Annotated in this window: 17 protein-coding genes; 5 read left to right on the forward strand and 12 right to left on the reverse strand. The window is 65.0% G+C overall.

Annotated elements, in window-relative coordinates; genetic code table 11:
- Positions 1 to 37 precede the first annotated feature (37 nt).
- From PHI64_RS08855 to PHI64_RS08865, 3 genes are all read left to right on the forward strand, one after another.
- Positions 38 to 592: a hypothetical protein gene (locus PHI64_RS08855; RefSeq protein WP_299881735.1), complete on the forward strand. Its 555-nt coding sequence runs from the start codon at positions 38 to 40 to the stop codon at positions 590 to 592.
- Positions 593 to 681: 89 nt separating this feature from the next.
- Complete coding sequence (locus PHI64_RS08860) at positions 682 to 1,503, forward strand: NADPH-dependent oxidoreductase (RefSeq protein ID WP_299881738.1); 822 nt, start codon at positions 682 to 684, stop codon at positions 1,501 to 1,503.
- A 138-nt stretch (positions 1,504 to 1,641) separates the two neighbouring features.
- Positions 1,642 to 2,616, forward strand: coding sequence for an SGNH/GDSL hydrolase family protein (locus PHI64_RS08865; RefSeq protein WP_299881741.1), 975 nt, complete (start codon positions 1,642 to 1,644; stop codon positions 2,614 to 2,616).
- A gap of 83 nt (positions 2,617 to 2,699) precedes the next feature.
- On the opposite strand, the gene PHI64_RS08870 is transcribed toward PHI64_RS08865, so the two are convergent.
- The 11 genes from PHI64_RS08870 to PHI64_RS08920 form a co-directional block, all read right to left on the reverse strand.
- Entirely contained in the window at positions 2,700 to 3,491 is a 792-nt protein-coding gene (locus tag PHI64_RS08870; RefSeq protein WP_299881744.1) for an ABC transporter ATP-binding protein, read from the reverse strand.
- Between the two features lie 22 nt (positions 3,492 to 3,513).
- Positions 3,514 to 4,455, reverse strand: a complete 942-nt coding sequence (ntrB, locus tag PHI64_RS08875) for a nitrate ABC transporter permease (protein ID WP_299881747.1) — start codon at positions 4,453 to 4,455, stop codon at positions 3,514 to 3,516.
- 66 nt (positions 4,456 to 4,521) lie between these two features.
- Positions 4,522 to 5,778 (reverse strand): ABC transporter substrate-binding protein, encoded by a 1,257-nt coding sequence (locus PHI64_RS08880; protein WP_299881750.1) that lies wholly within the window; start codon positions 5,776 to 5,778, stop codon positions 4,522 to 4,524.
- Positions 5,779 to 6,165: 387 nt separating this feature from the next.
- Positions 6,166 to 6,741 carry an ANTAR domain-containing protein gene (locus PHI64_RS08885; RefSeq protein ID WP_299881753.1) on the reverse strand — a complete coding sequence of 192 codons (576 nt, stop codon included), beginning with the start codon at positions 6,739 to 6,741 and terminating at the stop codon, positions 6,166 to 6,168.
- A gap of 80 nt (positions 6,742 to 6,821) precedes the next feature.
- Positions 6,822 to 8,378 (reverse strand): SpoIIE family protein phosphatase, encoded by a 1,557-nt coding sequence (locus PHI64_RS08890; protein ID WP_299881756.1) that lies wholly within the window; start codon positions 8,376 to 8,378, stop codon positions 6,822 to 6,824.
- A gap of 69 nt (positions 8,379 to 8,447) precedes the next feature.
- Entirely contained in the window at positions 8,448 to 9,353 is a 906-nt protein-coding gene (locus tag PHI64_RS08895; protein ID WP_299881759.1) for a response regulator, read from the reverse strand.
- Complete coding sequence (locus PHI64_RS08900) at positions 9,354 to 12,743, reverse strand: PAS domain-containing protein (protein WP_299881761.1); 3,390 nt, start codon at positions 12,741 to 12,743, stop codon at positions 9,354 to 9,356.
- A gap of 74 nt (positions 12,744 to 12,817) precedes the next feature.
- The gene (locus tag PHI64_RS08905; protein WP_299881764.1) at positions 12,818 to 13,042 is read right to left on the reverse strand and encodes a DUF2892 domain-containing protein; all 225 of its coding nucleotides are present in this window, start codon (positions 13,040 to 13,042) and stop codon (positions 12,818 to 12,820) included.
- Positions 13,039 to 16,293: an efflux RND transporter permease subunit gene (locus tag PHI64_RS08910; RefSeq protein ID WP_299881767.1), complete on the reverse strand. Its 3,255-nt coding sequence runs from the start codon at positions 16,291 to 16,293 to the stop codon at positions 13,039 to 13,041. Before PHI64_RS08910 ends, PHI64_RS08905 begins: the two co-directional genes overlap by 4 nt.
- A 3-nt stretch (positions 16,294 to 16,296) precedes the next feature.
- Positions 16,297 to 17,319 (reverse strand): efflux RND transporter periplasmic adaptor subunit, encoded by a 1,023-nt coding sequence (locus tag PHI64_RS08915; RefSeq protein ID WP_299881770.1) that lies wholly within the window; start codon positions 17,317 to 17,319, stop codon positions 16,297 to 16,299.
- Between the two features lie 155 nt (positions 17,320 to 17,474).
- Positions 17,475 to 17,840, reverse strand: coding sequence for a CbiX/SirB N-terminal domain-containing protein (locus PHI64_RS08920; protein ID WP_299881773.1), 366 nt, complete (start codon positions 17,838 to 17,840; stop codon positions 17,475 to 17,477).
- A gap of 177 nt (positions 17,841 to 18,017) precedes the next feature.
- On the opposite strand from PHI64_RS08920, the gene PHI64_RS08925 reads away from it, so the two are divergent.
- Positions 18,018 to 18,884, forward strand: coding sequence for a M23 family metallopeptidase (locus PHI64_RS08925; protein ID WP_299881776.1), 867 nt, complete (start codon positions 18,018 to 18,020; stop codon positions 18,882 to 18,884).
- Here PHI64_RS08925 and PHI64_RS08930 read toward each other — a convergent pair.
- Positions 18,847 to 19,662, reverse strand: coding sequence for a tRNA threonylcarbamoyladenosine dehydratase (locus PHI64_RS08930; RefSeq protein WP_299881778.1), 816 nt, complete (start codon positions 19,660 to 19,662; stop codon positions 18,847 to 18,849). The genes PHI64_RS08925 and PHI64_RS08930 overlap by 38 nt on opposite strands.
- 80 nt (positions 19,663 to 19,742) lie before the next feature.
- On the opposite strand from PHI64_RS08930, the gene PHI64_RS08935 reads away from it, so the two are divergent.
- Positions 19,743 to 20,399 (forward strand): HAD hydrolase-like protein, encoded by a 657-nt coding sequence (locus PHI64_RS08935; protein WP_299881780.1) that lies wholly within the window; start codon positions 19,743 to 19,745, stop codon positions 20,397 to 20,399.
- Positions 20,400 to 20,600: the final 201 nt, after the last annotated feature.

The raw sequence follows: 20,600 nt of genomic DNA on the forward strand, positions 1-20,600 counted from the left end.
ACAAACCCTCACTTCAATCACATTGCAGGAGCCCCTCATGTACCTCTCCCCCGCCGAGATCCGACAAACCCGCCTGAATGCCCTGGACCAGTTTCTGGTTGCCTCGCAGATCTGGGTCGATGCCTCAAGCCGATTCACCGAACTGGGCCTGCGTGCCGGGCGCCAGGCCCTGGACGAAGGCCGTGACCAGCTCGATGCGCTGATCACTCAAGCCCCGCTGAACTTCGAGCTCCCGCCCCTTGAGCGCCTCACGGCCTGGCGCGGTGAATCCGCGGAATGGGTCCGCGAGGCCTTCGAGATCATCGGCGACGCCCAGCAGGGCATCCTGGCCACAACCCGCGACCAGGTGGCCGCTCTGGACACCCTGCTGATGCGTCAGATGGACCGGGCGGCCCTCAGCGCCGACGCCACTGGCGAAGCTGCCATCGACCACGTTCGCCACGCCATCCGCGAAGCCGAAGCCGGTTTCAACGAGCTGACCGACGCCGCGGTGCGCGGCACTGATCTGGTCGAGGAACAGATCCGCCAAATGTCAGATGCCATCGCCACCGAAGCAGACACGGCCCCGCGCAGCCGCCGCGCACGTAGCTAAGCCCGGCACGGGCAGGCGCCCCAGCGCTAGAATGCAGCCTCCCGGACGGCACCATCCGGTGCCGTCCTGCGCCCTCTGCAAGGAAGCCCATGAACGCCCGCGCCCCCCTCTTTCAGGCCCGCTACGGCTCTGCCGCCACACCGATCCCAAGCGCCGGCTCCCCGGTCATCGACCATCTCCTCGCCCACCGCTCGGTCCGCGCCTACCTCCCCGACCCGGTCAGCGACGACACGCTGAGCGCCATCGTTGCCGCCGCCCAATCCGCAGCCAGCTCATCCAACCTTCACGCCTGGAGCGTGGTGGCCGTACGCGACCCGGCCCGCAAGGCCCGCCTCGCCGAACTGGCCGGAGACCAGGAGCACATCCGACAGGCCCCGCTGCTGCTGGTGTGGCTGGCTGACTTGGCCCGCCTGCACGACGTGGCGACCCGCGTCGGCGAAAGTGCTGCAGCCCTCGATTATCTGGAAATGTTCGAAGTCGGCGTGATCGACGCCGCCCTCGCCGCCCAGAACGCCGTCACCGCCGCCGAATCCCTGGGCCTGGGCACCGTCTACATCGGCGCCATGCGCAACCGCCCCGAAGACGTGGCCGCCGAGCTGCAACTGCCACCGCGGGTCGTCGCCATGTTCGGCCTGTGCGTCGGCACCCCCGACCCGCAGCAGCCCGCCGCGGTCAAACCACGCCCGCCCCAGTCCGTCGTGCTGCACCAGGAAACCTACTCCCTCCCCGCCCAGCAGCCGGGCCTTGCCGAGTACGACGGAGCCATGAGCGCCTTCTACGCCAGCCAGGGCATGAAAGTGCGCGGCAGCTGGTCCAACCACTCCGCCAAACGCGTCCGCGACGCCGCCTCCCTCAGCGGCCGCGACCGCCTGGTGGAAGCCCTGAACAAGCTGGGCTTCGGATTACGCTGAACCTGCAGCGCCACGGCCAAGGAAGGCACCACCCCTTCGGCCCTGCCCCACAGTCATCCTCGGCTTTTGTCTCCTGATCAGCTAGGCTGCAAATTCGCCTCCGGCGAACGCGTCCTCCCACACCAGCAGGAGACACCAATGACACTCCAACGCCTTCTCAGGCAGTCTGCGCTCGCCTTTGGCCTGGCAGCCAGTACGGCCGCTGCGGCGGCCTACTCGCAGCTCTACGTGTTCGGCGACAGCCTTTCCGACGTGGGCAACAACGCCATTGCCCTGCCCCTGGCCCTCGGCCCGGGGGTGACGCCGGATGCAGCCATCGGCAGCAACAGCTTCATTCCGCTCTACACATACAACTCGGGGCGCTACAGCAATGGGCCGGTGTGGGCGGAGATCTTCTCCCGCCAGTTGGGCACCGGCACCCTGCTGCCTTCCCTGGCCGGCGGCACCGGCTTTGCGTTCGGCGGCGCCAACACGGGCGGAGTGGATGACGTACCGACCCTGCGCGACCAGGTAAACGGCTTCGTCGCCCTCCCTGGCGGTGCGCCATCGGACGCGCTCTATGTGATCGCCGGAGGCGGCAACAATGTGCGCGACATTGCGCTGCAGATTTTCCGCGGCGCAGACCCCGCCAGCGCCATCGCAGCCGGCACCGCCGACTACGTGACCGACGTGCTCACCATGCTCGGCCGATTGCAGGCCGAGGGGGCGCGCAAGTTCGTGGTCTGGAACACCCCCAACCTGGGTTTGACGCCCTTCGGGCTAAGCTTGGGCACAAGTGGTGCAAGCCTGCTGAGCAACATCTCGAGTGTCCTTGGCGGCTCACTCTTCAACAGCCTTGCGGGCCTCGACGGGGTAACCCTGTTCGATATCTACAGCCTGCTCACCGACGTGGCCGCCAAACCCTCCGATTATGGCTTGGCGAACGTCAGCGACGCCTGCATCGGTGGCGCCTGCAACACCGACGCACAGCTTTTCTGGGATGGTCTGCATCCCACCACCGCGGCCCACCAGATCATTGCCAACGCGGTGTTCCGCACCGTGCCTACGCCGGCCAGCCTAGCCCTGGCGCTGCTTGGCCTGTCGGCCCTGGCCCTGCCCCGCTATCGAAGCTAGAAAAAGCGCAGCCCGCCGGAATCACTTCCGGCGGGCAATCATGGCCAAGGGTACGCCGACAGGCAGCACCTCCGGCAAAAGGGTCAGGCCGCCTTCTTCATCTGCTTCTGGTACAAGAACTCCAGGATGGCACCCCGACACTCGGCAAAGTGCGGGTCGTGGGCCAGCTGCAGGCGGTCGCGGGGCTTGTCCAGCTTGACCTCAAGGATCTCACCGATGGTCGCCGCCGGGCCGTTGGTCATCATCACCACCCGGTCGGACAGCAGCACGGCCTCATCCACGTCGTGGGTCACCATCACCACGGTGGCGCCGGTCTTTTCCATCACTCCGATCAGCTCGTCCTGCAGGGAGGCGCGGGTCAGTGCGTCCAGGGCGCCAAAGGGCTCGTCCATCAGCAGGATCTTGGGCTCCATGGCAAAGGCCCGGGCGATGCCGATGCGCTGCTTCATGCCGCCGGATATCTCGTGGGGCATCTTCTGGGCGGCGTGGGCCATGTGCACCATCTCCAGGGCGTTGGCGGTGCGCTCCTTGAGCTTGTCCTTGCTTTCCTTGCTGCCGAAGACGCGTTCCACGGCCAGGTAGACATTCTCGAAGCAGGTCAGCCAGGGCAGCAGGGAGTGGTTCTGAAACACCACAGCCCGCTCCGGGCCGGGGCCGGCGATCTCGCGACCGTTGCACAGCATCACCCCCGAGGTAGGCAGGGTGAGGCCGGCAATGAGGTTGAGCAGCGTGGATTTGCCGCAGCCAGAGTGGCCGATCAGGGACACGACCTCGCCGCTGCGGATCTGCAGATTGACATCCTGCAAGGCGATGAACCGTCCCTTCTTGGTCTCGAAGCTCATGCCCACGTTTTCGATCTTGACGATTGCATTCATGGTGTCACTCCTTGAGCGGATATCAGGTGTTGCCGTAGCTGAAGCGGCGAGCGATGAAGAGCAGGACCTGTTCGAGCAGCAGGCCGACAATGCCGATCACGAAGATGGCGATGATGATGTGCTCGACCTTGAGGTTGTTCCACTCGTCCCACACCCAGAAACCGATGCCGACGCCACCGGTGAGCATCTCGGCGGCCACGATGACCAGCCAGGCGGTGCCGATGGACAGGCGGATGCCGGTAAGCATGTAGGGCAGCACGGAGGGGAAGAGGATCTTGGTGATGACCTTGAACTCGGACAGGTTGAGCACCCGGGCCACGTTGAGGTAATCCTGCGGCACGCGCTGCACGCCCTGGGCGGTGTTGAGGATCATCGGCCAGATGGAGCAGATGAAGATGGTCCAGGTGGAAGCCGGGTCGGCAGCCTTGAAGACCATCAGGCCGATAGGCAGCCAGGCCAGCGGAGACACCGGGCGCAGGATGCTGATGATCGGCTCCAGCATGCTGTTCATGAAGGCGAAGCGGCCGATGATGAAGCCCAGGGGGATACCTACCAGGGCTGCCACGCCGAAGCCGATGGCCACGCGCTTGAGGGACGACAGGATGTTCCAGCCGATGCCCTGGTCATTCGGGCCGTTCGAATAGAAGGGGTCGGAGAACAGCACCACGGCGGCATCCAGGGTCTTGGCCGGGCTGGGGAAGTCGGCGGACTTCATGGCCACCAGGGCCCACACGCCGATCACCAAGGCAAAGCCCAGCAGGGGCGGCAGCACGGCGCGGATGAAGGCGCTGAAACGCTCGCCGAACGAGACGGACGGTTCGGTGGCGGCAACGGACGCCTTGGCGAGGGGGGCGGCAGCCATTTCGGTCTCCTTGACAGGGGCGGCGTCAGCGTCAGCGTCAGCGTCAGCGTCAGCGTCGGGGCGGACGACCATGAGGCCGGGAGAGAGGGTCGCAGTGTTCATCGTTATCTCCAGAGTGCTGTAGGGAGCAGATTCTCGTCGCGGGGCGGACGCATCCGCCCCTACAGGTCAGGCCTTGATCTTGAAGCTGGCGGCATACTTCTTCGGGTCCTTGCCGTCCCACACCACACCGTCGATCAGCTTGGAGGTGCGGAAGTCGGACTTGGGCACCGGGGCGCCGACGATGCCGGCAGCCTGCTTGTAGAGCTCGGTCTTGTTGATGGCCTTGGCCACCGCCAGGTAGTCCACGTCCTGCTTGAGCAGGCCCCAGCGCTTGTGCTGGGTGAGGAACCACATGCCGTCGGACAGGTAGGGGTAGTTCACCAGGCCGTCGTTGTAGAACTTCATGTAGTTCTTTTCGGACCAGCTCTTGCCCAGGCCGTTTTCGTACTGGCCGATCATGCGGCTGCGGATCACCTCGACGTCGGTGTTCACATAGCTCTTGGCGGCCACGGTCTCGGCGGTCTTGGCGCGGTTGGCGGCGCTGGCGTCGATCCACTTGGAGGCTTCGAGGATGGCGCAGATCATGGCCCGGGCAGTGTTGGGGTACTTGGCGGCAAACTCGGCGGTGGCCCCCAGCACCTTCTCCGGGTGATCGGTCCAGATATCCTGAGTGGTGACGGCAGTGAAGCCGATCCTGTCCACGATGGCACGCTGGTTCCAGGGCTCACCCACGCAGAAGCCGTCCATGTTGCCGACCCGCATGTTGGCGACCATCTGCGGAGGGGGCACGACAATGTTCTTCACGTCCTTGAAGGGGTCGATGCCGTGGGCCGCCAGCCAGTAGTACAACCACATGGCATGGGTTCCGGTGGGGAAAGTCTGGGCGAAGATGTAATCCTTGTCTTTCTTGGCAATCAGCTTGGCCAGGGAGGCGCCATCCACCGCACCCTTGTCTTTAAGGGCGTTCGACAAGGTGATGGCCTGACCGTTGTTGTTGATGGTCATCAGCACGGCCATATCCTTCTTGGGGCCACCGATGCCCAGATGCAGGCCATATACCAGACCGTACAGCACGTGGGCGGCGTGCAGCTCGCCGTTGGCCAGCTTGTCGCGCACGCCAGCCCAGGAGGCTTCCTTGCTGGGGGTGATCTTGATGCCGTACTTTTTGTCGAAGCCCATCACCGAAGCCATCACCACTGACGAACAGTCGGTCAGCGGGATGAAACCGATCTTCACTTCTTCCAGTTCCGGCTTGTCCGAGCCGGCAGCCCATGCGCCGGCAGAGGGGAGCATCGTGCTCATAGCAGCCATACCTCCAAGGGTTGCCCCAGCCTTGAGAAAGCCGCGGCGGGTAAGAATCTTGTCGTCGAAATGCTCGCTCATTGCTCGCCCCTGATCCGTAAATACAAAAAAAGAGGGCGTCACATCACCCCGCTTTGTTCGCGGGAGGATGGACGCCCTTGTCCAAGTCTGATCGCCTGATCAAGCCGAACCGCCGTTGGTCCGACTTCAGTTCAGACATAGCGAGCTCCGTGCCAAAAAACTCAAGCCAATGATTTAAATAGGCTTTCTAAAAAATCAAGGTTTTATACCCCTTTAGGGATAGCACCCGGCAGCGCAAATTACGCACTGCTGCAGTGCAATACGCACCGCTTTGGACCACAGCCCCACCTGTCCACCGGAAAATCCGCTCTACGCAAGGAAATCGGGGCGAAAGTGCCCTCGCACTTCCGCCCCGACTCAAGGCACACCAAGAAAAACATACCTCTTTCAGAGTAAGAGGCTTGCCATATCCACCACATCCCGAGCCACGTCGGCCAGCTTGCGCCCGCGCTCCATGGCCAGCTTGCGCAAGGCGTGGTAGGCCGCCTCCTCATCGAGGCCACGAGCCTTCATCAGCAGGCCCTTGGCCTTATCCACCACGATGCGCTCGGACAGCTTGCGGTTGGCGTCATCCAGTTCGGCGCGCAGAGTCTGGAACTCCTCGAACTGGGCAATCGCTACCTCGACCAACGAATCGAGACGCTCGGCACTTACAGAATCAACCACATAGGACGACACACCGGCCTTCACAGCACGCCGAATCATCTCCGAATCAGTGTCCTGGGAGAACAGCAGTACCGGGCGAGGGCAGTCCCGATTCATGGTGGCCAAGTGCTCCAGGGTGTCACGACTGGGGGAATCGGCCTGGATGAAGATCACATCCGGCTTGGTAGCCAGCACCTGATCCGACAGATCCATGGCACTAGACAGCACAGCGGCCACCTGATGACCGGCAAGAGCGAGGGCCGCACAGACGTCGGCGGCCCGTTCACGGGAGGATTCGACGACAAGGACTCGGAGCATGGCGGCAGGACCGGAAAGACAGATGAGGGGATATAGCAGGAAGCGCGCCAGACCAGCCCGGAAGCCCCCTGCCCTGCTCCCTAGGTCTGGCCGCTTGAGGTCAGTTCGCAGTCGAGGATCAGCACCGACACGTCGTCGGTGGCGGGCTGACCGGCCAGGTGCCGGGTAAGGGCCTGACGCAGATTTCGCAGGCGCTCGGCGCGAGGGCTGGCTGCCAGCACCTTGGCCAGCCCGACCCGACCGAAGGGCACGCGGGCACCATTCTCCGCCTCGGTCAGCCCGTCGGAGCAGAGCACCAGTTGCCCTGCCCCGGACCACTGGAAGTCCTCGCAGTACACACCGGCCTCCGCCGACGGCAGGATGCCCAAGGGCAGCTGACGGGACGTAAAGCTCTGCACGATCTGCCCCGCATCATCCACGAACAGGATGTCCGGTACGCCCCCCACCCACAGCCGCCCGGAGGGCTTGCCGGCATCCAGGCGGACCAGGGCCGAAGCGACGAAGTGCCCCGGTGGCAGCAGGCCGCACAGCATGTCGTTGAGATCGGTGACCAGCACCTCCAGGGAGACATTGCGGGCCGCCCCCCGGTAGAAGGCGCCGAGGGCCGGCAGCACGCTGACCGCCGCGGCCAGGCCGTGGCCGGTGGCGTCGGCAAGCATGGCATACAAGGCACCGTCAGGCGCCCGTGCCACCGCCACCACGTCGCCGGAGAAGTTGCGGGCCGGCATCACGGCATACTGCACGGCCTTGTCGTGGAGCCAGTCGGAGCGGATCTGCCGCTCCATGATGTTCATGGCCAGCTCCTGCTCCCGCTCGGACTCGTCGTGGTAGCGCTGCAGGCGGGCCGCATCGTCGGCCAACTGGCGCTGGATGCGGCGGGTCTCCGAGACATCACGGATGACGCCGATGAACATGCGACGGTTGGGCAGCTGCAGGTCGGACACGCCCAGCTCGATGGGGAAGACGCTGCCGTCCTTGCGCACCGCCTCCATCTCCCGGATCTGCCCGATGATTCGCTTCTGACCAGTTTCGATATAGCGCCGCATGTAGCCGTCGTGGGCATCACGGTCGGGGCTGGGCATGAGCACACGGAGGTTCTGCCCGACCATCTCGGAGGCGGTATAGCCGAAAATCTGGCTGGCCGCCCTGTTCACCGACAGGATATTGCCCTCCACATCGGCAGAGATGATGCCGTCGATCACGCCATTGGCCACCGCCCGCACCTGCTCCAGGGAGCTCGACAGGCGCCGCTGCATGTCCAGCAGGCGACGCAGGGCCTTGAAGCGCGCCGAGAACACCGGGAAGGACAGAGGCTTGGCCAGGTAGTCGTCGGCTCCAATGTCGAGGCCGTGGACGATGTCCCCCTCGCCGCTCAAGGCTGACAGGATGATGATGGGCACCCAGTGGTCGCCGGCGACGGCCCGGATCTGGCGGATCGCCTCGAACCCATCCATGCGCGGCATCATCAGATCCATCAGCACGACATCGGGAAACTCGCGGCGGAAGATGTCCACGGCTTCGATCCCGTCGCTGGCAAACAAGGGAACGCAGTCCAGATGGGCCAGGAAGGCCCCAACGATGGTCCGGTTGGAGGCAATATCGTCGGTGACGAGTACCCGCAGAATTTTTTCAGCCATCACGGGGCTCCCGCAAGGTGATGCGGACAGCAGCAGACATCCCTGGATTCGAGGCTGGCACGCGGCGGATCATGAGCGCCGCTCCGGCTTGGGAACCGTCACCACCACCTGATTGCCCGGCGGCAGATAGGTGAGACTGGCGAAGGACAGCTGTCGGGAAAGGGCGATGCCACGGCCATTGGGGGCAAAGGCCCGCTCCGGGTCGAAATCCAGAAAACGGCGCCAATCGAAACCCGGCCCGTCGTCACGGATCTCGAAGATCCAGCGTGTTTCATCCCCCCACACCCGCAAGCGTACGCTCTTGCTCCGGTTGGCATCGAGGCTCAGGCGACGGGCCACCTCCTCCTCCCAGCGATCAGCCTCCCGCAGGCGGCTCTTCTCGGCAAAATCGATACCCAGATTACCGTGCTCGACCCCATTTACCAGCAGTTCGGACAGCCCCATGGCCAGCGTTTCCGGCTGAGCACCGAGCAGGGCCACGAAGGACGCCAGGGTGCGTGCTTCTTCCAGGGTACGGATGGAGAAGGAGCCCTCAGTCAGGCAGGCCAGGGCGTATTCGTGATCGGCCAGGCTGGCCTTGAGCTCCCGGCGCACACGCATGTCGTCGAGCGCCGAGCGGATGATGGTCTGCAGGGCCTCGCCTTCGAAAGGCTTGGTGAGATAGTAGAACGCGCCGGCGGCAAGGCCCTCGCGTACCTGCTCGGGAGACGTGGCCGCCGTCTGCATGATCACCGGAATGGAACCGAGGCGCTCGTCGGCCTTGATCTTGCGGAGCAGCATGATGCCGTCCATGCCCGGCATCATGCGATCCAGGAGCACCAGATCGAAGGCACTGTCGGGCTGACTCAGCTCCGCCCAGGCACCCTCTCCCGACTCCACCATCACCAGGTCAAAGTCCATCTCGTCCAGGTACTCGGCGACGATGTCCAGGTTGAAGGGTTCGTCATCAACGACCAGTATGCGTGCCTTGCTCATCTAGTTTTCCTTGTGTTCAACAGCCGTCGGGAGGGCACGTAGCTGCGCCTCCCCCAAGGGCAAGATAACGGTGAACTCGGCCCCGCCGGCAGCGTTGCCGCAGGCCTGGATGCAGCCCTTGTGGGCAGCGACGATTTCCTGGCAGATGGCCAGCCCGAGGCCTGTCCCCCCCGCTCCGGTGCGGGTCCGGCTGCTCTGCACAAACTTGTCGAAAACGACGTCCAGCTCGCCGGGCGGGATACCGACGCCCTCGTCGGACACGCTGAAAGCCACCCCCGCCAACCCGTCTGGCAGACTGGCGTGCGTCAGGCGAATGTGAATACCCTTGCCCTCGGGAGTGAACTTCGAGGCATTCGACAACAGATTGCGCACCACTTGGCCGATGCGTGCAGCGTCCCCGGTCGGGTCGGGAATACCCTCCTCCACCTCGAAGCTCAGCCGCTGACGGCGAGACTGGAAGAGCGCATCGAACTCACTCAGCGCATCGCCGATCACCTGCTCAAGGCACACGGGCGCGAGGTTGAGAACCATGTGCCCGGCCTCCAGCTTGGAGAGGTCGAGAAGATCGTTGAGCAGCGTCAGCAGGCGCTCACCGCTGACCCGGATGCGGTGAAAGTAGCTGCGCAGCTTTTCGTGCCCCACCTGGGCCACCCGGGTTTCGCCAAGCCGGGCGTAGCTGAGCACGCCGTGCATGGGGGTACGCAGCTCGTGGGACATGTTGGCCAGGAAAACCGACTTGGCCTCGTTAGCCGCCTCCGCCGCCTCCTTGGCCAATTGCAGATCGTGAGTACGGCCGGCCACCAGGGACGAGAGATTGAGGTTGTGGTCGAGGATCTGGTTTTCCCGCGCTTTAGCTTCATCGATGTCCGAATGGGTACCGATCATGCGCAGGGGGCGCCCGTCCGGGTCGCGCTCCACCACCAGGCCCCGGGCCCGGATCCACTTGTAGCTACCGTCCTTGCAGCACAACCGGACTTCATGGGTGAACAAGGGTGTCTCGCCCTTCAGATGGGCTCGCTGGGCGGCCACCACCGAGCCCAGATCGTCCGGATGAATCCTGGCCGACCACCCATCCACCGTATCGGGGATCTCGCCAAGGTCGTAGCCCAACATGGTGATCCAACGCGGTGATCGATAGACGTGCCCGGTGCGGATGTTCCAGTCCCACACCCCATCGCCCGCGCCATCAAGGGCAAACTGCCAGCGCGCCTCACTCTCCTGCAAGGCCAGCTCAGCGACCCGTCTTTCAGTCACATCGCGAATCACCGCCAGACTGCCTCCGGTGCTGACGGCCTGGAAGCGTGCCTCGAAGTGCCTCTCGCGTCCCCCCCGCCGCGATGCGTACTCAATCCGCTGCAGGCAGCCGCTGCGGGTAGCGGCGAGGGCTGCCGTAGCAAAACGCCGAGCCATGTCTGGAGACAGGGCGCCATCGAGGCGGCGCCCCAGGAAGTCATCCGGAGGCATGGACAGGGCATCATCCGAGGGCGCGTGATAGCGCACGATGCGCATTTCCCCATCGAGTTGGAACAGCATGTCGGGAATGGCCGCGATCAGCGACTCATTGGTGGCGTGGGCCTCCTGGATCGCCTGCTGCTCGGCTTTCCGGGCCGACACGTCCTCAACGATCACCCACCGGGCCGCATCGCGTCCTCCCACCATGGTCGTCGTCACCACCACCGAAATCCGGTGCCCCAGCTTGTGTATGAATTCCGTCTCGTAGGACCGCGTGGGTGCGCCGAGGCAAGCATCCACCACCGCCCGCGCGTCCCGACCGGCGAACTCAGATGGATGCAGGGTCGGGCAGTCTGCGCCGCACAGCTCGTCCTCACTGTAGCCGGTAATACGGCAGAAGGCGGCGTTGGCTTGGCGGTAGCGACCAGAGGTGTCCACCAGAGCCATGCCCAGGGAGGCATGGCGGTACAGGGTGTCGAGCTTGGCGTGGGAGTCGATGACCTCCTGCTGGGCACGCCGCAGCTGGGTGACGTCAGAGGCGGCCCCGGCTGTGCGCAGCGGGCGCCCCTCGACGGAAAACTCCGTCTTTCCAGCCAGCTGGAACCAACCCTGACTACCGTCGATCCGGCGGATAGGGACCACGCAGTGCAGGGGGCCTTGCCCCGTCGCATGCAGGCGATAGGCTGCCAGGAACTCATGCCGGGCCGGGCGGCTCATGGAGCGCAGAATGCCCCGCAGATGGCGGGGCAGCGCCCCTTTCGGATAACCCAGCAGGCGATCGCAGCGGGGAGACAGGAAGAGCTGCGAACGCCCCGCCTGCCATTCCCAAATGCCCTCGTCGGTCGCCGACACGGCGAGTTCGCAGCGGTTCTCGCTGGCGCGCAGCTCTCCGGTCATGCGTTCGGCAATGGCCAGGGCGCGCTTCTGCTGGTCGGCAAGGCTCGCCACCAGGAAGGCCAGAAGCACACTGATAGCGAGCCCTCCGAGGCCGGCCACGGTAGACGAGGCCACCTCACCGGGTACGGGAGCCGTCATGGTCACATCCCACACCCGATCACCAAAATGCAGGTGGCGAACCAGGCGAAGCCCACCCGCCACCGGCAGGTCAAAAGCATAGAGATCCTGGGTAGGGGTCGCACTGGCGTCCACAACGCGCAGCCCGTAACCCGAGATGGCCGACTGCCGCAGCGCGTCAAACATCTGGATCACATTGATGCCGATCACCAGCACCCCCTCGGGCCCGAGATCCGGGGCCAGATCGTCCACCGGCTGGGCCGCACGATAGACCAGCACACCATTGATCTGCCTGCCCTTATCGGTCAGCACCAGCGACACTGGCGGGCTCATGGCCATCTTGCTGGAGCGGATCGCCGTCTCCATGGTCTTTCGGCGGGAGGGCTCGCCAAAGCCATCAAAACCGATGACCCCCGCGCTGTTGGCATTCAGAGGCCAGAAGTAGCTGATGGGATAGACATGGGGGCCCCGCGCCGGATCGGGTGCCGGATGAATGTGGACGGGGCGACCATAGCTGGCACTCAACAGGGCCTCGATGGCCTCTGCCCGCTCCACCTCGACCCGTCGGGCCAGGCCGATGCCGGCCACTTCGGGTACGGCCTCGGCAGGCTTCAGGCCAGAGATGTAAGCCTCAAACTCACGACGCTCGACCATGTGCTGGGCATCAAACAACCCCGCCAACCCCCGCAGGATCAGGTCGATCCTGGAGAGGCGGTCGGCCAGCTGCTGCTCCATGCGATCAGCCGCAGCCTGATGCACGGCCTGGGCCAGCTGCCCCTCATGTTCATGCAGCCGGTACCAACTCAGGGCAGTGATCACCACTCCAACCACCAGAACCGCCCCGAACCACTGGCGGCGCCCGCCCGGCAGACTGCCCGACAGCGAGAGGTCGAATCTCCGGGAGAAGGACTTGCGCGTGCTCATCACCCGGGGGTGAACGGCGCGCGCCAACGAAGCTTGAGGGGGTGTGACGCCTTCCGCCCCTCAAAGCACAAGGATCACCCGCAGGCCGGGCCGTCCTTGACGCCGAAACGGCGCAGTATGTTCTCCAGCGGGCAGAAACGGGTGAATCCGCTCTGCAGCAGATTGGCCCCCACAAAGGCGGTGAACCACAGGAAGTTGCTGCTCACGAAGAGCGGACTACCCTCCACTCCGAGGGCCAGGGAGATAAGCACGAAAGAACCGGCAAAGACCCGGACGAACTGATTGACACTGAGACTCATGAGGATTCTCCCGGAAGGGCGGCAACACGCTTGTGCATGGCCGCAAAGTAAAGAACGGGGATGACCACCAGGGTCAACAGGGTGGACACCAGCACGCCAAAGATCAGGCTGATGGCCAGCCCGTTGAAAATCGGATCATCGAGAATGAACACGGCCCCGATCATCGCCGCCAGCCCGGTCAGGCCGATGGGCTTGGCGCGCACCGCCGCTGCATGGATGGTGGCCTCGGCCAGGGACGTGCCTGCCCGCACCTGCTGGTCGATGAAGTCCACCAGCAGGATGGAGTTGCGCACGATGATGCCCGCCAGGGCGATCATGCCGATCATGCTGGTGGCCGTGAACTGACTGCCCAGCAGCGCATGACCCGGCATCACCCCGATGATCGTAAGGGGAATCGGCGTCATGATGATCAGCGGCACCAGGTAGCTGCGGAACTGGGCCACCACCAGCACATAGATCAACACCAGACCCACCGCATAGGCAGCCCCCATGTCGCGAAAGGTCTCGTAGGTAATCTGCCACTCACCATCCCATTTGATGGCATAGCCCGCGTAGAGGTCGTCGGGCTGGTGGATGAACCACTCGTCCAGGGTGCCGGCCAGGCGCGGGCCCACCAGGGGCATGTCCTTGAGGCGGCTGCGGATGTCGAACATGCCGTAGAGGGGCGAATCCAGCTTGCCACCCATGTCACCGGTCACATACACCACCGGCAGCAGGTCCTTGTGGTAGATCACCTGCTCGCGGGTGGCAGGCAGCACCTCCACCAGCTCCGACACCGGCACCAAGGTGCCGGCCGCCTCGGGGGTGCGGGCGCGCACCTTCATCTGCAGGATCTGGCCGACCGATGAAAGCTGCTCCGGCGGCAGGCTCAGACGCACCGGGATCTCGTATTTGTTGTCGCCCCCATGCACGGGGGTCACGTTTTCACCTCCCAACCCCAGGCGCATCACCTCGACGATGTCAGCCTGGGCCACACCAAGCCGGGCAGCCTTGGCCTGATTGACCCGCAGCACCAGCTTTGGGGCCTCCTCGTCAACCGTATCATCCACACCGACGATATCCGGGGTGGCCTCGAAGGCCTCACGAACCTGCCGCGCCACGGCCACCTGGCCGGCGTAGTCAGGGCCGTATACCTCGGCCACGATGGGCGAAAGCACCGGCGGACCCGGCGGCACTTCCACCACCTTGGCATTGCCGCCGTGCTTCTTCGCGATGGCCGCTACGGTGTCGCGTATGCCCACCGCCACCTCATGGCTCTTGCGACTGCGCTGGTGCTTGTCCACCAGGTTCACCTGGATGTCGCCCATCTCGGGCAGAGCGCGCAAGTAGTATTGGCGCACCAGGCCGTTGAAGTTGATGGGGGCAGCAGTGCCGGCGTAGGTCTGGTAATCGGTCACCTCGTCCACCTGGGCCACGGCCTCGCTAATCTCCCGCAGCACTTCGGCCGTGGTCTCCACCGGAGTACCGACCGGCATGTCCAGCACCACCTGGAATTCGCTCTTGTTGTCGAAGGGCAGCATCTTGAGCACCACCAACTGCACCACCGCCAAGGACACCGACAGCCCCATGGCCAGTACCACCCCGAGCCACAGTTTGGCCCGGGCCCGCCCGCCCCTCTCGGGGTCGAGCAGCGGTGTCATGATCAGGCGGAAGAGCCTTTCGAGGCGCGCCGTGAGCCGGTCGGGCACCTGTTCAGTAGGTACATGACCAGCCCCACCCTTTATCAAACTACCCGCCAGCCAGGGAGTCACCACGAAGGCCACCGCGAGGGAGATGAACATGCCCATGGACGAGTTGATGGGGATGGGGCTCATGTAGGGGCCCATCAGGCCGCTCACGAAGGCCATCGGCAGGAGGGCCGCGATTACCGTGAAGGTGGCCAGAATGGTCGGCCCACCCACCTCGTCCACCGCCCGGGGGATCAGCTCCCACAGGGGTTTGCCAGGCTCCAGGGTCTGCCAGCGGTGGATGTTCTCCACCACCACGATGGCGTCGTCCACCAGGATGCCGATGGAGAAGATCAGAGCGAACAGGCTGACCCGGTTGAGGGTGAAGCCCCAGGCCCAGGAGGCAAACAGGGTTGCCGCCAGGGTCAGGGTCACCGCCGCACCGACGATCACCGCCTCGCGCCGGCCCAGGGCCAGCAGTACCAGCAGCACCACCGCCGAGGTGGCAAACACCAGCTTGCCGATCAGCTTGTCGGCCTTCTCGGTGGCGGTGGCGCCGTAGTTGCGCGTCACGCTCACCTCAACGCCCTCGGGCACCACGCTGCCCTTCAGCGCATCCATGCGCCGGATCACGCCATTGGCCACGTCGGCGGCATTCTCTCCCGGCTTCTTGGAGATGGAGAGGGTCACCGCCGGAAAGCGCTCGCCGGCAGCCTCGGCACCGACCGAGCCCTTGCCAAGCCCGTGCCAGACAAAGCGAGAGGGCTGATCGGGGCCGTCCACCACCCGGGCCACGTCAGCCACCGTCACCGGCTTGCCACCGGAAACGCCCACCACCAGCCGGCGCACGTCGTCGGCGCTGGCGATGTAAGTTCCCGTCTGCACCAGCACCTCCTGACCGGAAGCCGTCAGAGTGCCACTCGGCTGGGATGCGTTGGCGAGCAGCAGCGCGCCTTTGAGATCCTGAGGAGTCACACCGAAACCGTTCATCCGGCCTGGGTCCATCAACACCCGCAGCACATGACCGGGGCCGCCGATGGTGCTCACATCGCGGGTGCCGCGCACGCGCTTGAGCTCCACCTCCACAGCCCGACCAACCTGTTGCAACTCGAAAGCCGAGCGTGCCGGATCACGGGTCCACAGGGTGAGAGCCACGATAGGCACGTCGTCGATGCCCTTCGGTTTGATGATGGGCTCGCCCACCCCGAGCTGGGGTGAGATCCAGTCCTGGTGGCTATGAATGGTGTCGTAAAGGCGCACCAGGGCGTCCTGGTTCTTTACCCCAACCTTGAACTGCACGGTGATGACGGCCATGCCCGGGCGGGACACGGAATACACGTGATCCATGCCCGCGATGCGCGACAGCACCTGCTCGGCGGGACGGGCCACCAGAGCCTCCACGTCCTTGGCCGAGGCTCCTGGGAAGGCCACCATGACATCAGCCATGGTGACATCGATCTGAGGCTCCTCCTCCTTCGGCGTGATCAGCGTGGCAAACACGCCGAGCAGCACCAGCACCAGGGCCAGCAGAGGGGTGAGCGCGTTGCGCTGGAACAGCGCCGCGATACGTCCGGAAATGCCCATGATTCAGCGCTTCTTACGCAACAGGCCGGCGCGTACCGGGTCCAGGGCGATCGTTTCGGCCCCCGACAGTCCGGCCAGCACCTCGATGGCGCCATCGGCCAGCACGCTGCCGACACGCACCTGGCGGAGGCTGAAGCCACCCTTGCCATCCGCGACGTACACACCGGTCACCTCGCCACGGCGCAACAACGCTGCCGCCGGCACGGACAGGCTGGAGGGGGCCTCGCCCCCGGTCAGGAAATGTACCCGGGCCGCCATGCCCGGCACCACGCCAGTGGCATCCATCGGCAGATTGACGCGGACGCGGGCCGTATGGGTGCGTGGATCGGCCGAGGGCAGCACGGTGATCGCGCCCCCATCAAAGCCGCGCCCACTCTCGGGGAACTCAATTCTGGCCCGCAGACCGGGCTTGCCCAGATCGGCTAGCCGCGACTGCGGTACGTCAGCCACTGCACGCAGGCCGCCGGGCTCATGGATGATCAGCAGGGGCCGACCGGGCTGAGCCATTTCGCCCACTTCGGCCAGGCGCTGGGCAACCACGCCGGACAGAGGCGCCGTCACCATCGCAAAACCCCGCGTGGCATCCACCTGAGCACGCCCCGCCTCGGCAGCCTTGTGCTGAGCCGCTGCCGTATCGAAGGCGGCCTGGGCCTGGTCCACCGCACTGGCACTGACGAAGTTGCGTGCCTTCAGGCTGCGTGCCCGCTCTAGGGCCAGCCGGGCATCCTCCATGCGGGCCCGCGCCGCAGCCACGTTTGCGCCGGCCGCAGCCAGAGCCTGATCGGCCTCGCGGGTATCTATGCGCATCAGCACGTCGCCCTGGCGTACCCGAGCCCCTGCATCGACCCGGGTTTCGAGCACCCGCCCCTGCACCTGGGCGGCCACGGTCGCCTGGCGGACGGCCTCGATGGTGGCCTCGGCCGCGTAAGTCCGAGCCTGGGCCTGGGGACGAAGCTGGAAGGTGGGAACAGGGCCGCGCGCCTCGTCGGCGAAGACCAGTGGAGATAATGACAGGAGGGCGCCCAAAAGAAGCGCACTGGCAGCGGAAACAGGGTATCGACACATAATATAAGAATACACTTATATTATGTGTCGTCAAGGCAGGGCTACAGATCAAAAGAACCTTGGCCCCGATCGCTCAAGCGGAGGAAATCTCCCTGGCCCGAATCCAACGAGGAAGCTCAGACGCCAACCGCAAACGCCGCCATAGCCCGGACCACACCTTCATCCTCCCCCACGGCAACGCTCAGAGCGATGTCGCAGCCGGGGTGCCGTGCCCGCACCTCCTCAATCAGGGCGGGTACATCCCGTTTAAGGTGCCCACCCTGAGCCAGAAACAGCGGCACCACCCGCAGTTGCCGGGCACCCGACGCGGCCGCGGCCTCCACCGCCTCCGCCAGGCTGGGTTCCATCAATTCCAGAAAAGCCACACTGACCGCTACATCCGGCCGCAGGCGCTGCACTTCCGCAGCAACCCGCCGGGCCGGGCCGGCCCACTCCGGATCCCGCGCCCCATGGGCAAACAGCACGATGGCTTGTTGCGACATTCCGTTCTCCCTGATTTACGCGCCCGGGCGACAGAGCCCCAGCTCCACACCACCATCCCCCCATCCAGAAAGGGAGAGGCCCCCCGGACCAATTTGCACTAAGCTGCGCAGGATCCTAATCCGGGCCATGAATGGCCCACGACCCGCTCAACCTGCCTTTACCTGCTTCCTGCCCGCATGTGTGAAATAGTCCCCTCCCGCCCGCAATTAGTTCGTTCCGCTCTACTGTACCTCGCCAGTGCAGCACTCTTTCCTGCGCTCGTCAGCGCCCAGGTCCGCCCGGCCGCGGTGCCCGGCGGCGTCGTTGCGCTCACAGTGGCACCGGCCGGCGCCCCCCGCCCAGTGGTACGTTTTGGCGGCAAACCGGTGCTCCTGCAACAGGGCCCGGAAGGCTGGCAAGCCCTGGTCGGCCTTCCCCTCGACACCCCGCTGGGCGAGCAGGTCGTCGAGATCGGCCCCGAAGGTCGGCGCCTGCCCTTCCAAGTCGGCCCCAAGGCCTACCCCGAACAGCGCCTGACCCTGAAGAACCCGAAAATGGTCAGCCCCGACCAGGAAGACCTGGACCGCATCGCCGCCGAAAAGGAGCGCCAGATCCAGGTCCGCAGCCAGTTCCGTGATGTGCCGGTGGCCCGCACCGATCTCGATCTGCCCACCAGCGGGCGCCTGTCCAGCCGCTTCGGCCTACGCCGGGTGTTCAATGGCGAACCCCGCGCCCCTCACACCGGCCTCGACGTAGCGGCGCCCACCGGCGCCCCCATCCGCGCACCCGCAGACGGCGTGGTGAGCCTGGTGGACGACCTATACTTCAACGGAAAAACCGTGTTCGTGGATCATGGTCAAGGCTTCGTGAGCATGGTCTGCCACCTCAGCCAAGCCCGGGTTGAAGTGGGCCAGAAGGTGCGTCGAGGCGAGCTCGTCGGTCTCGTCGGCAATACCGGCCGGGCCACTGGCCCGCACCTGCACTGGAGCGTCTATCTCAACGGGGCGGCCGTCGACCCGGCCCTCTTCATCGGGTCGATACCCGACCCAAAGCCAGCCCGTTGATCACCCGGGCCGCGGCAAACATGCCCACACAGGCCGTCACCGTAACCACCGAGCCGAAGCCAGCACAGTTGAGGCCGGCCGGACCCGGCATAGAGGTAACGCCTGCCGCAACATCGCAGGCAGCCTCAAGGGCCGGATAGCGGAGGGGCTCAGTGGAAAACACCGCCTCCACGCCGAACTTCTTCTTCGGATCACGGGTAAAGCCGTGGCCCCTGCGCAATTGCCCCCGCACCTTGGCGAGCAGAGGGTCCTGGAGGGTCCGGGCCAGGTCATCCACGCGGATCTGCGTCGGGTCGATCTGCCCACCCGCTGCCCCGCAGGTAACCAAGGGCAGGCCCCTCTCCCGGGCCACAGCGATCATCGCCACCTTCACGCGCACGGCATCGATGGCGTCCACCACGTAATCAAACCCCCCCGCCAGCAGCTGCGCAGCGTTATCCACGGTCACAAAGTCATCCACTACCGCCACCCGGCAGGCCAGGCTGTAGCCGGCGATGCGTTCGCGCATGGCCTCCACCTTGGCCTGCCCCAGTGTGGCATCAGCGGCATGGATCTGCCGGTTGATGTTGGACTCGGCAACGTGGTCCAGGTCGATCAGGGTCAGGCGGCCGACACCGGTACGAGCCAGTGCCTCCGCAGCCCATGACCCTACCCCACCAATGCCCACAACGCACACATGCGCCCCAGCCAGCCGAGCCCGCCCGGCATCCCCATACAACCGGGCAATGCCGCCAAAGCGGCGGGATTCATCGGCAAGGTTCAGATCGGCGGTATCCATAGCGGTGCGGCATCAGTCGAGGCACGCAAATATACCCGAGCAGGCGATAATCTCGTCCATTCGATCGCTTCCCCCTCGCCATGGCTCGCTACCCGCACATTCTCTTCGACCTCGACGGTACCCTCATTGACTCCGCCCCGGCCATCCTCGCCAGCTTCCGTGACGCCTTTACCCATACCGGCATCACGCCGGTACGCAGCATCGACGAAACCATCATCGGCCCACCGCTACTGGAGACCCTGAGGCTCCTTTCGGGCAGCGATGACGCGGCCCTGACCAGCCGCCTCGCCGACGCCTTCAAGGCCAGCTACGACACCGAGGGCTACAAGGCCACTGCCGCCTATGCCGGAGTCGGCACCTTACTCGCCAACCTCGCGGGTGCCGGCCTGAGCCTGTCCATCGCCACCAACAAGCGCATCCACCCCACCCGCTTGATCCTCGAACATCTCGGCTGGCACGCCCTTTTCGCCCACGTCTACGCCCTTGATCTGTTTGCACCACGCCTGCCCGACAAGGCCGCGATGATTGGCCGCCTGCTGACCGACCAGGCTATCCCCAGAGAAAAAGCCATCTACATCGGCGACCGCAGCGAAGACGGCGAGTCCGCCGACGCCAACGGCCTGCCCTTCATCGCCGTTACATGGGGCTACGGCAGCATCCAACCCGCCCAGATCTCCGCCCACTGGCACCACGCAGCCTCACCCGAGGCCCTGGGTCAGGCATTGCTGGCAGGCTGAGCAAGCGCATTCAGATTCCATCGAAAGTAAGCGTCCGCCCAATGCCGTCTTCCGTTCGGTGTAGTCGTCGCGGAGGATCAACGCCTTGGAGTGGGCACGCAACTGTGTGCCCACAATGGATTTCATGGACACAAATTTGGATCAACGCCCGCGGGGGCTTCCAGGAGTGTTGGATTGTTTTAAAAGCACAAACCCCCTGTC

It is taken from the genome of Zoogloea sp. (genome assembly GCF_028689785.1).
GTDB lineage: Bacteria > Pseudomonadota > Gammaproteobacteria > Burkholderiales > Rhodocyclaceae > Zoogloea.

Bases quoted from the DNA above. Each gene is read 5' to 3' on its own strand.
- PHI64_RS08865 (WP_299881741.1), top strand. From the start codon at position 1,642: ATGACACTCCAACGCCTTCTCAGGCAGTCTGCGCTCGCCTTTGGCCTG.
- PHI64_RS08855 (WP_299881735.1), top strand. From the start codon at position 38: ATGTACCTCTCCCCCGCCGAGATCCGACAAACCCGCCTGAATGCCCTG.
- PHI64_RS08905 (WP_299881764.1), bottom strand. From the start codon at position 13,042: ATGAGTCTCAGTGTCAATCAGTTCGTCCGGGTCTTTGCCGGTTCTTTC.
- ntrB (WP_299881747.1), bottom strand. From the start codon at position 4,455: ATGAACACTGCGACCCTCTCTCCCGGCCTCATGGTCGTCCGCCCCGAC.
- PHI64_RS08870 (WP_299881744.1), bottom strand. From the start codon at position 3,491: ATGAATGCAATCGTCAAGATCGAAAACGTGGGCATGAGCTTCGAGACC.
- PHI64_RS08930 (WP_299881778.1), bottom strand. From the start codon at position 19,662: ATGGATACCGCCGATCTGAACCTTGCCGATGAATCCCGCCGCTTTGGC.
- PHI64_RS08900 (WP_299881761.1), bottom strand. From the start codon at position 12,743: ATGAGCACGCGCAAGTCCTTCTCCCGGAGATTCGACCTCTCGCTGTCG.
- PHI64_RS08890 (WP_299881756.1), bottom strand. From the start codon at position 8,378: ATGGCTGAAAAAATTCTGCGGGTACTCGTCACCGACGATATTGCCTCC.
- PHI64_RS08880 (WP_299881750.1), bottom strand. From the start codon at position 5,778: ATGAGCGAGCATTTCGACGACAAGATTCTTACCCGCCGCGGCTTTCTC.
- PHI64_RS08895 (WP_299881759.1), bottom strand. From the start codon at position 9,353: ATGAGCAAGGCACGCATACTGGTCGTTGATGACGAACCCTTCAACCTG.
- PHI64_RS08885 (WP_299881753.1), bottom strand. From the start codon at position 6,741: ATGCTCCGAGTCCTTGTCGTCGAATCCTCCCGTGAACGGGCCGCCGAC.
- PHI64_RS08860 (WP_299881738.1), top strand. From the start codon at position 682: ATGAACGCCCGCGCCCCCCTCTTTCAGGCCCGCTACGGCTCTGCCGCC.
- PHI64_RS08920 (WP_299881773.1), bottom strand. From the start codon at position 17,840: ATGTCGCAACAAGCCATCGTGCTGTTTGCCCATGGGGCGCGGGATCCG.
- PHI64_RS08935 (WP_299881780.1), top strand. From the start codon at position 19,743: ATGGCTCGCTACCCGCACATTCTCTTCGACCTCGACGGTACCCTCATT.
- PHI64_RS08910 (WP_299881767.1), bottom strand. From the start codon at position 16,293: ATGGGCATTTCCGGACGTATCGCGGCGCTGTTCCAGCGCAACGCGCTC.
- PHI64_RS08925 (WP_299881776.1), top strand. From the start codon at position 18,018: ATGTGTGAAATAGTCCCCTCCCGCCCGCAATTAGTTCGTTCCGCTCTA.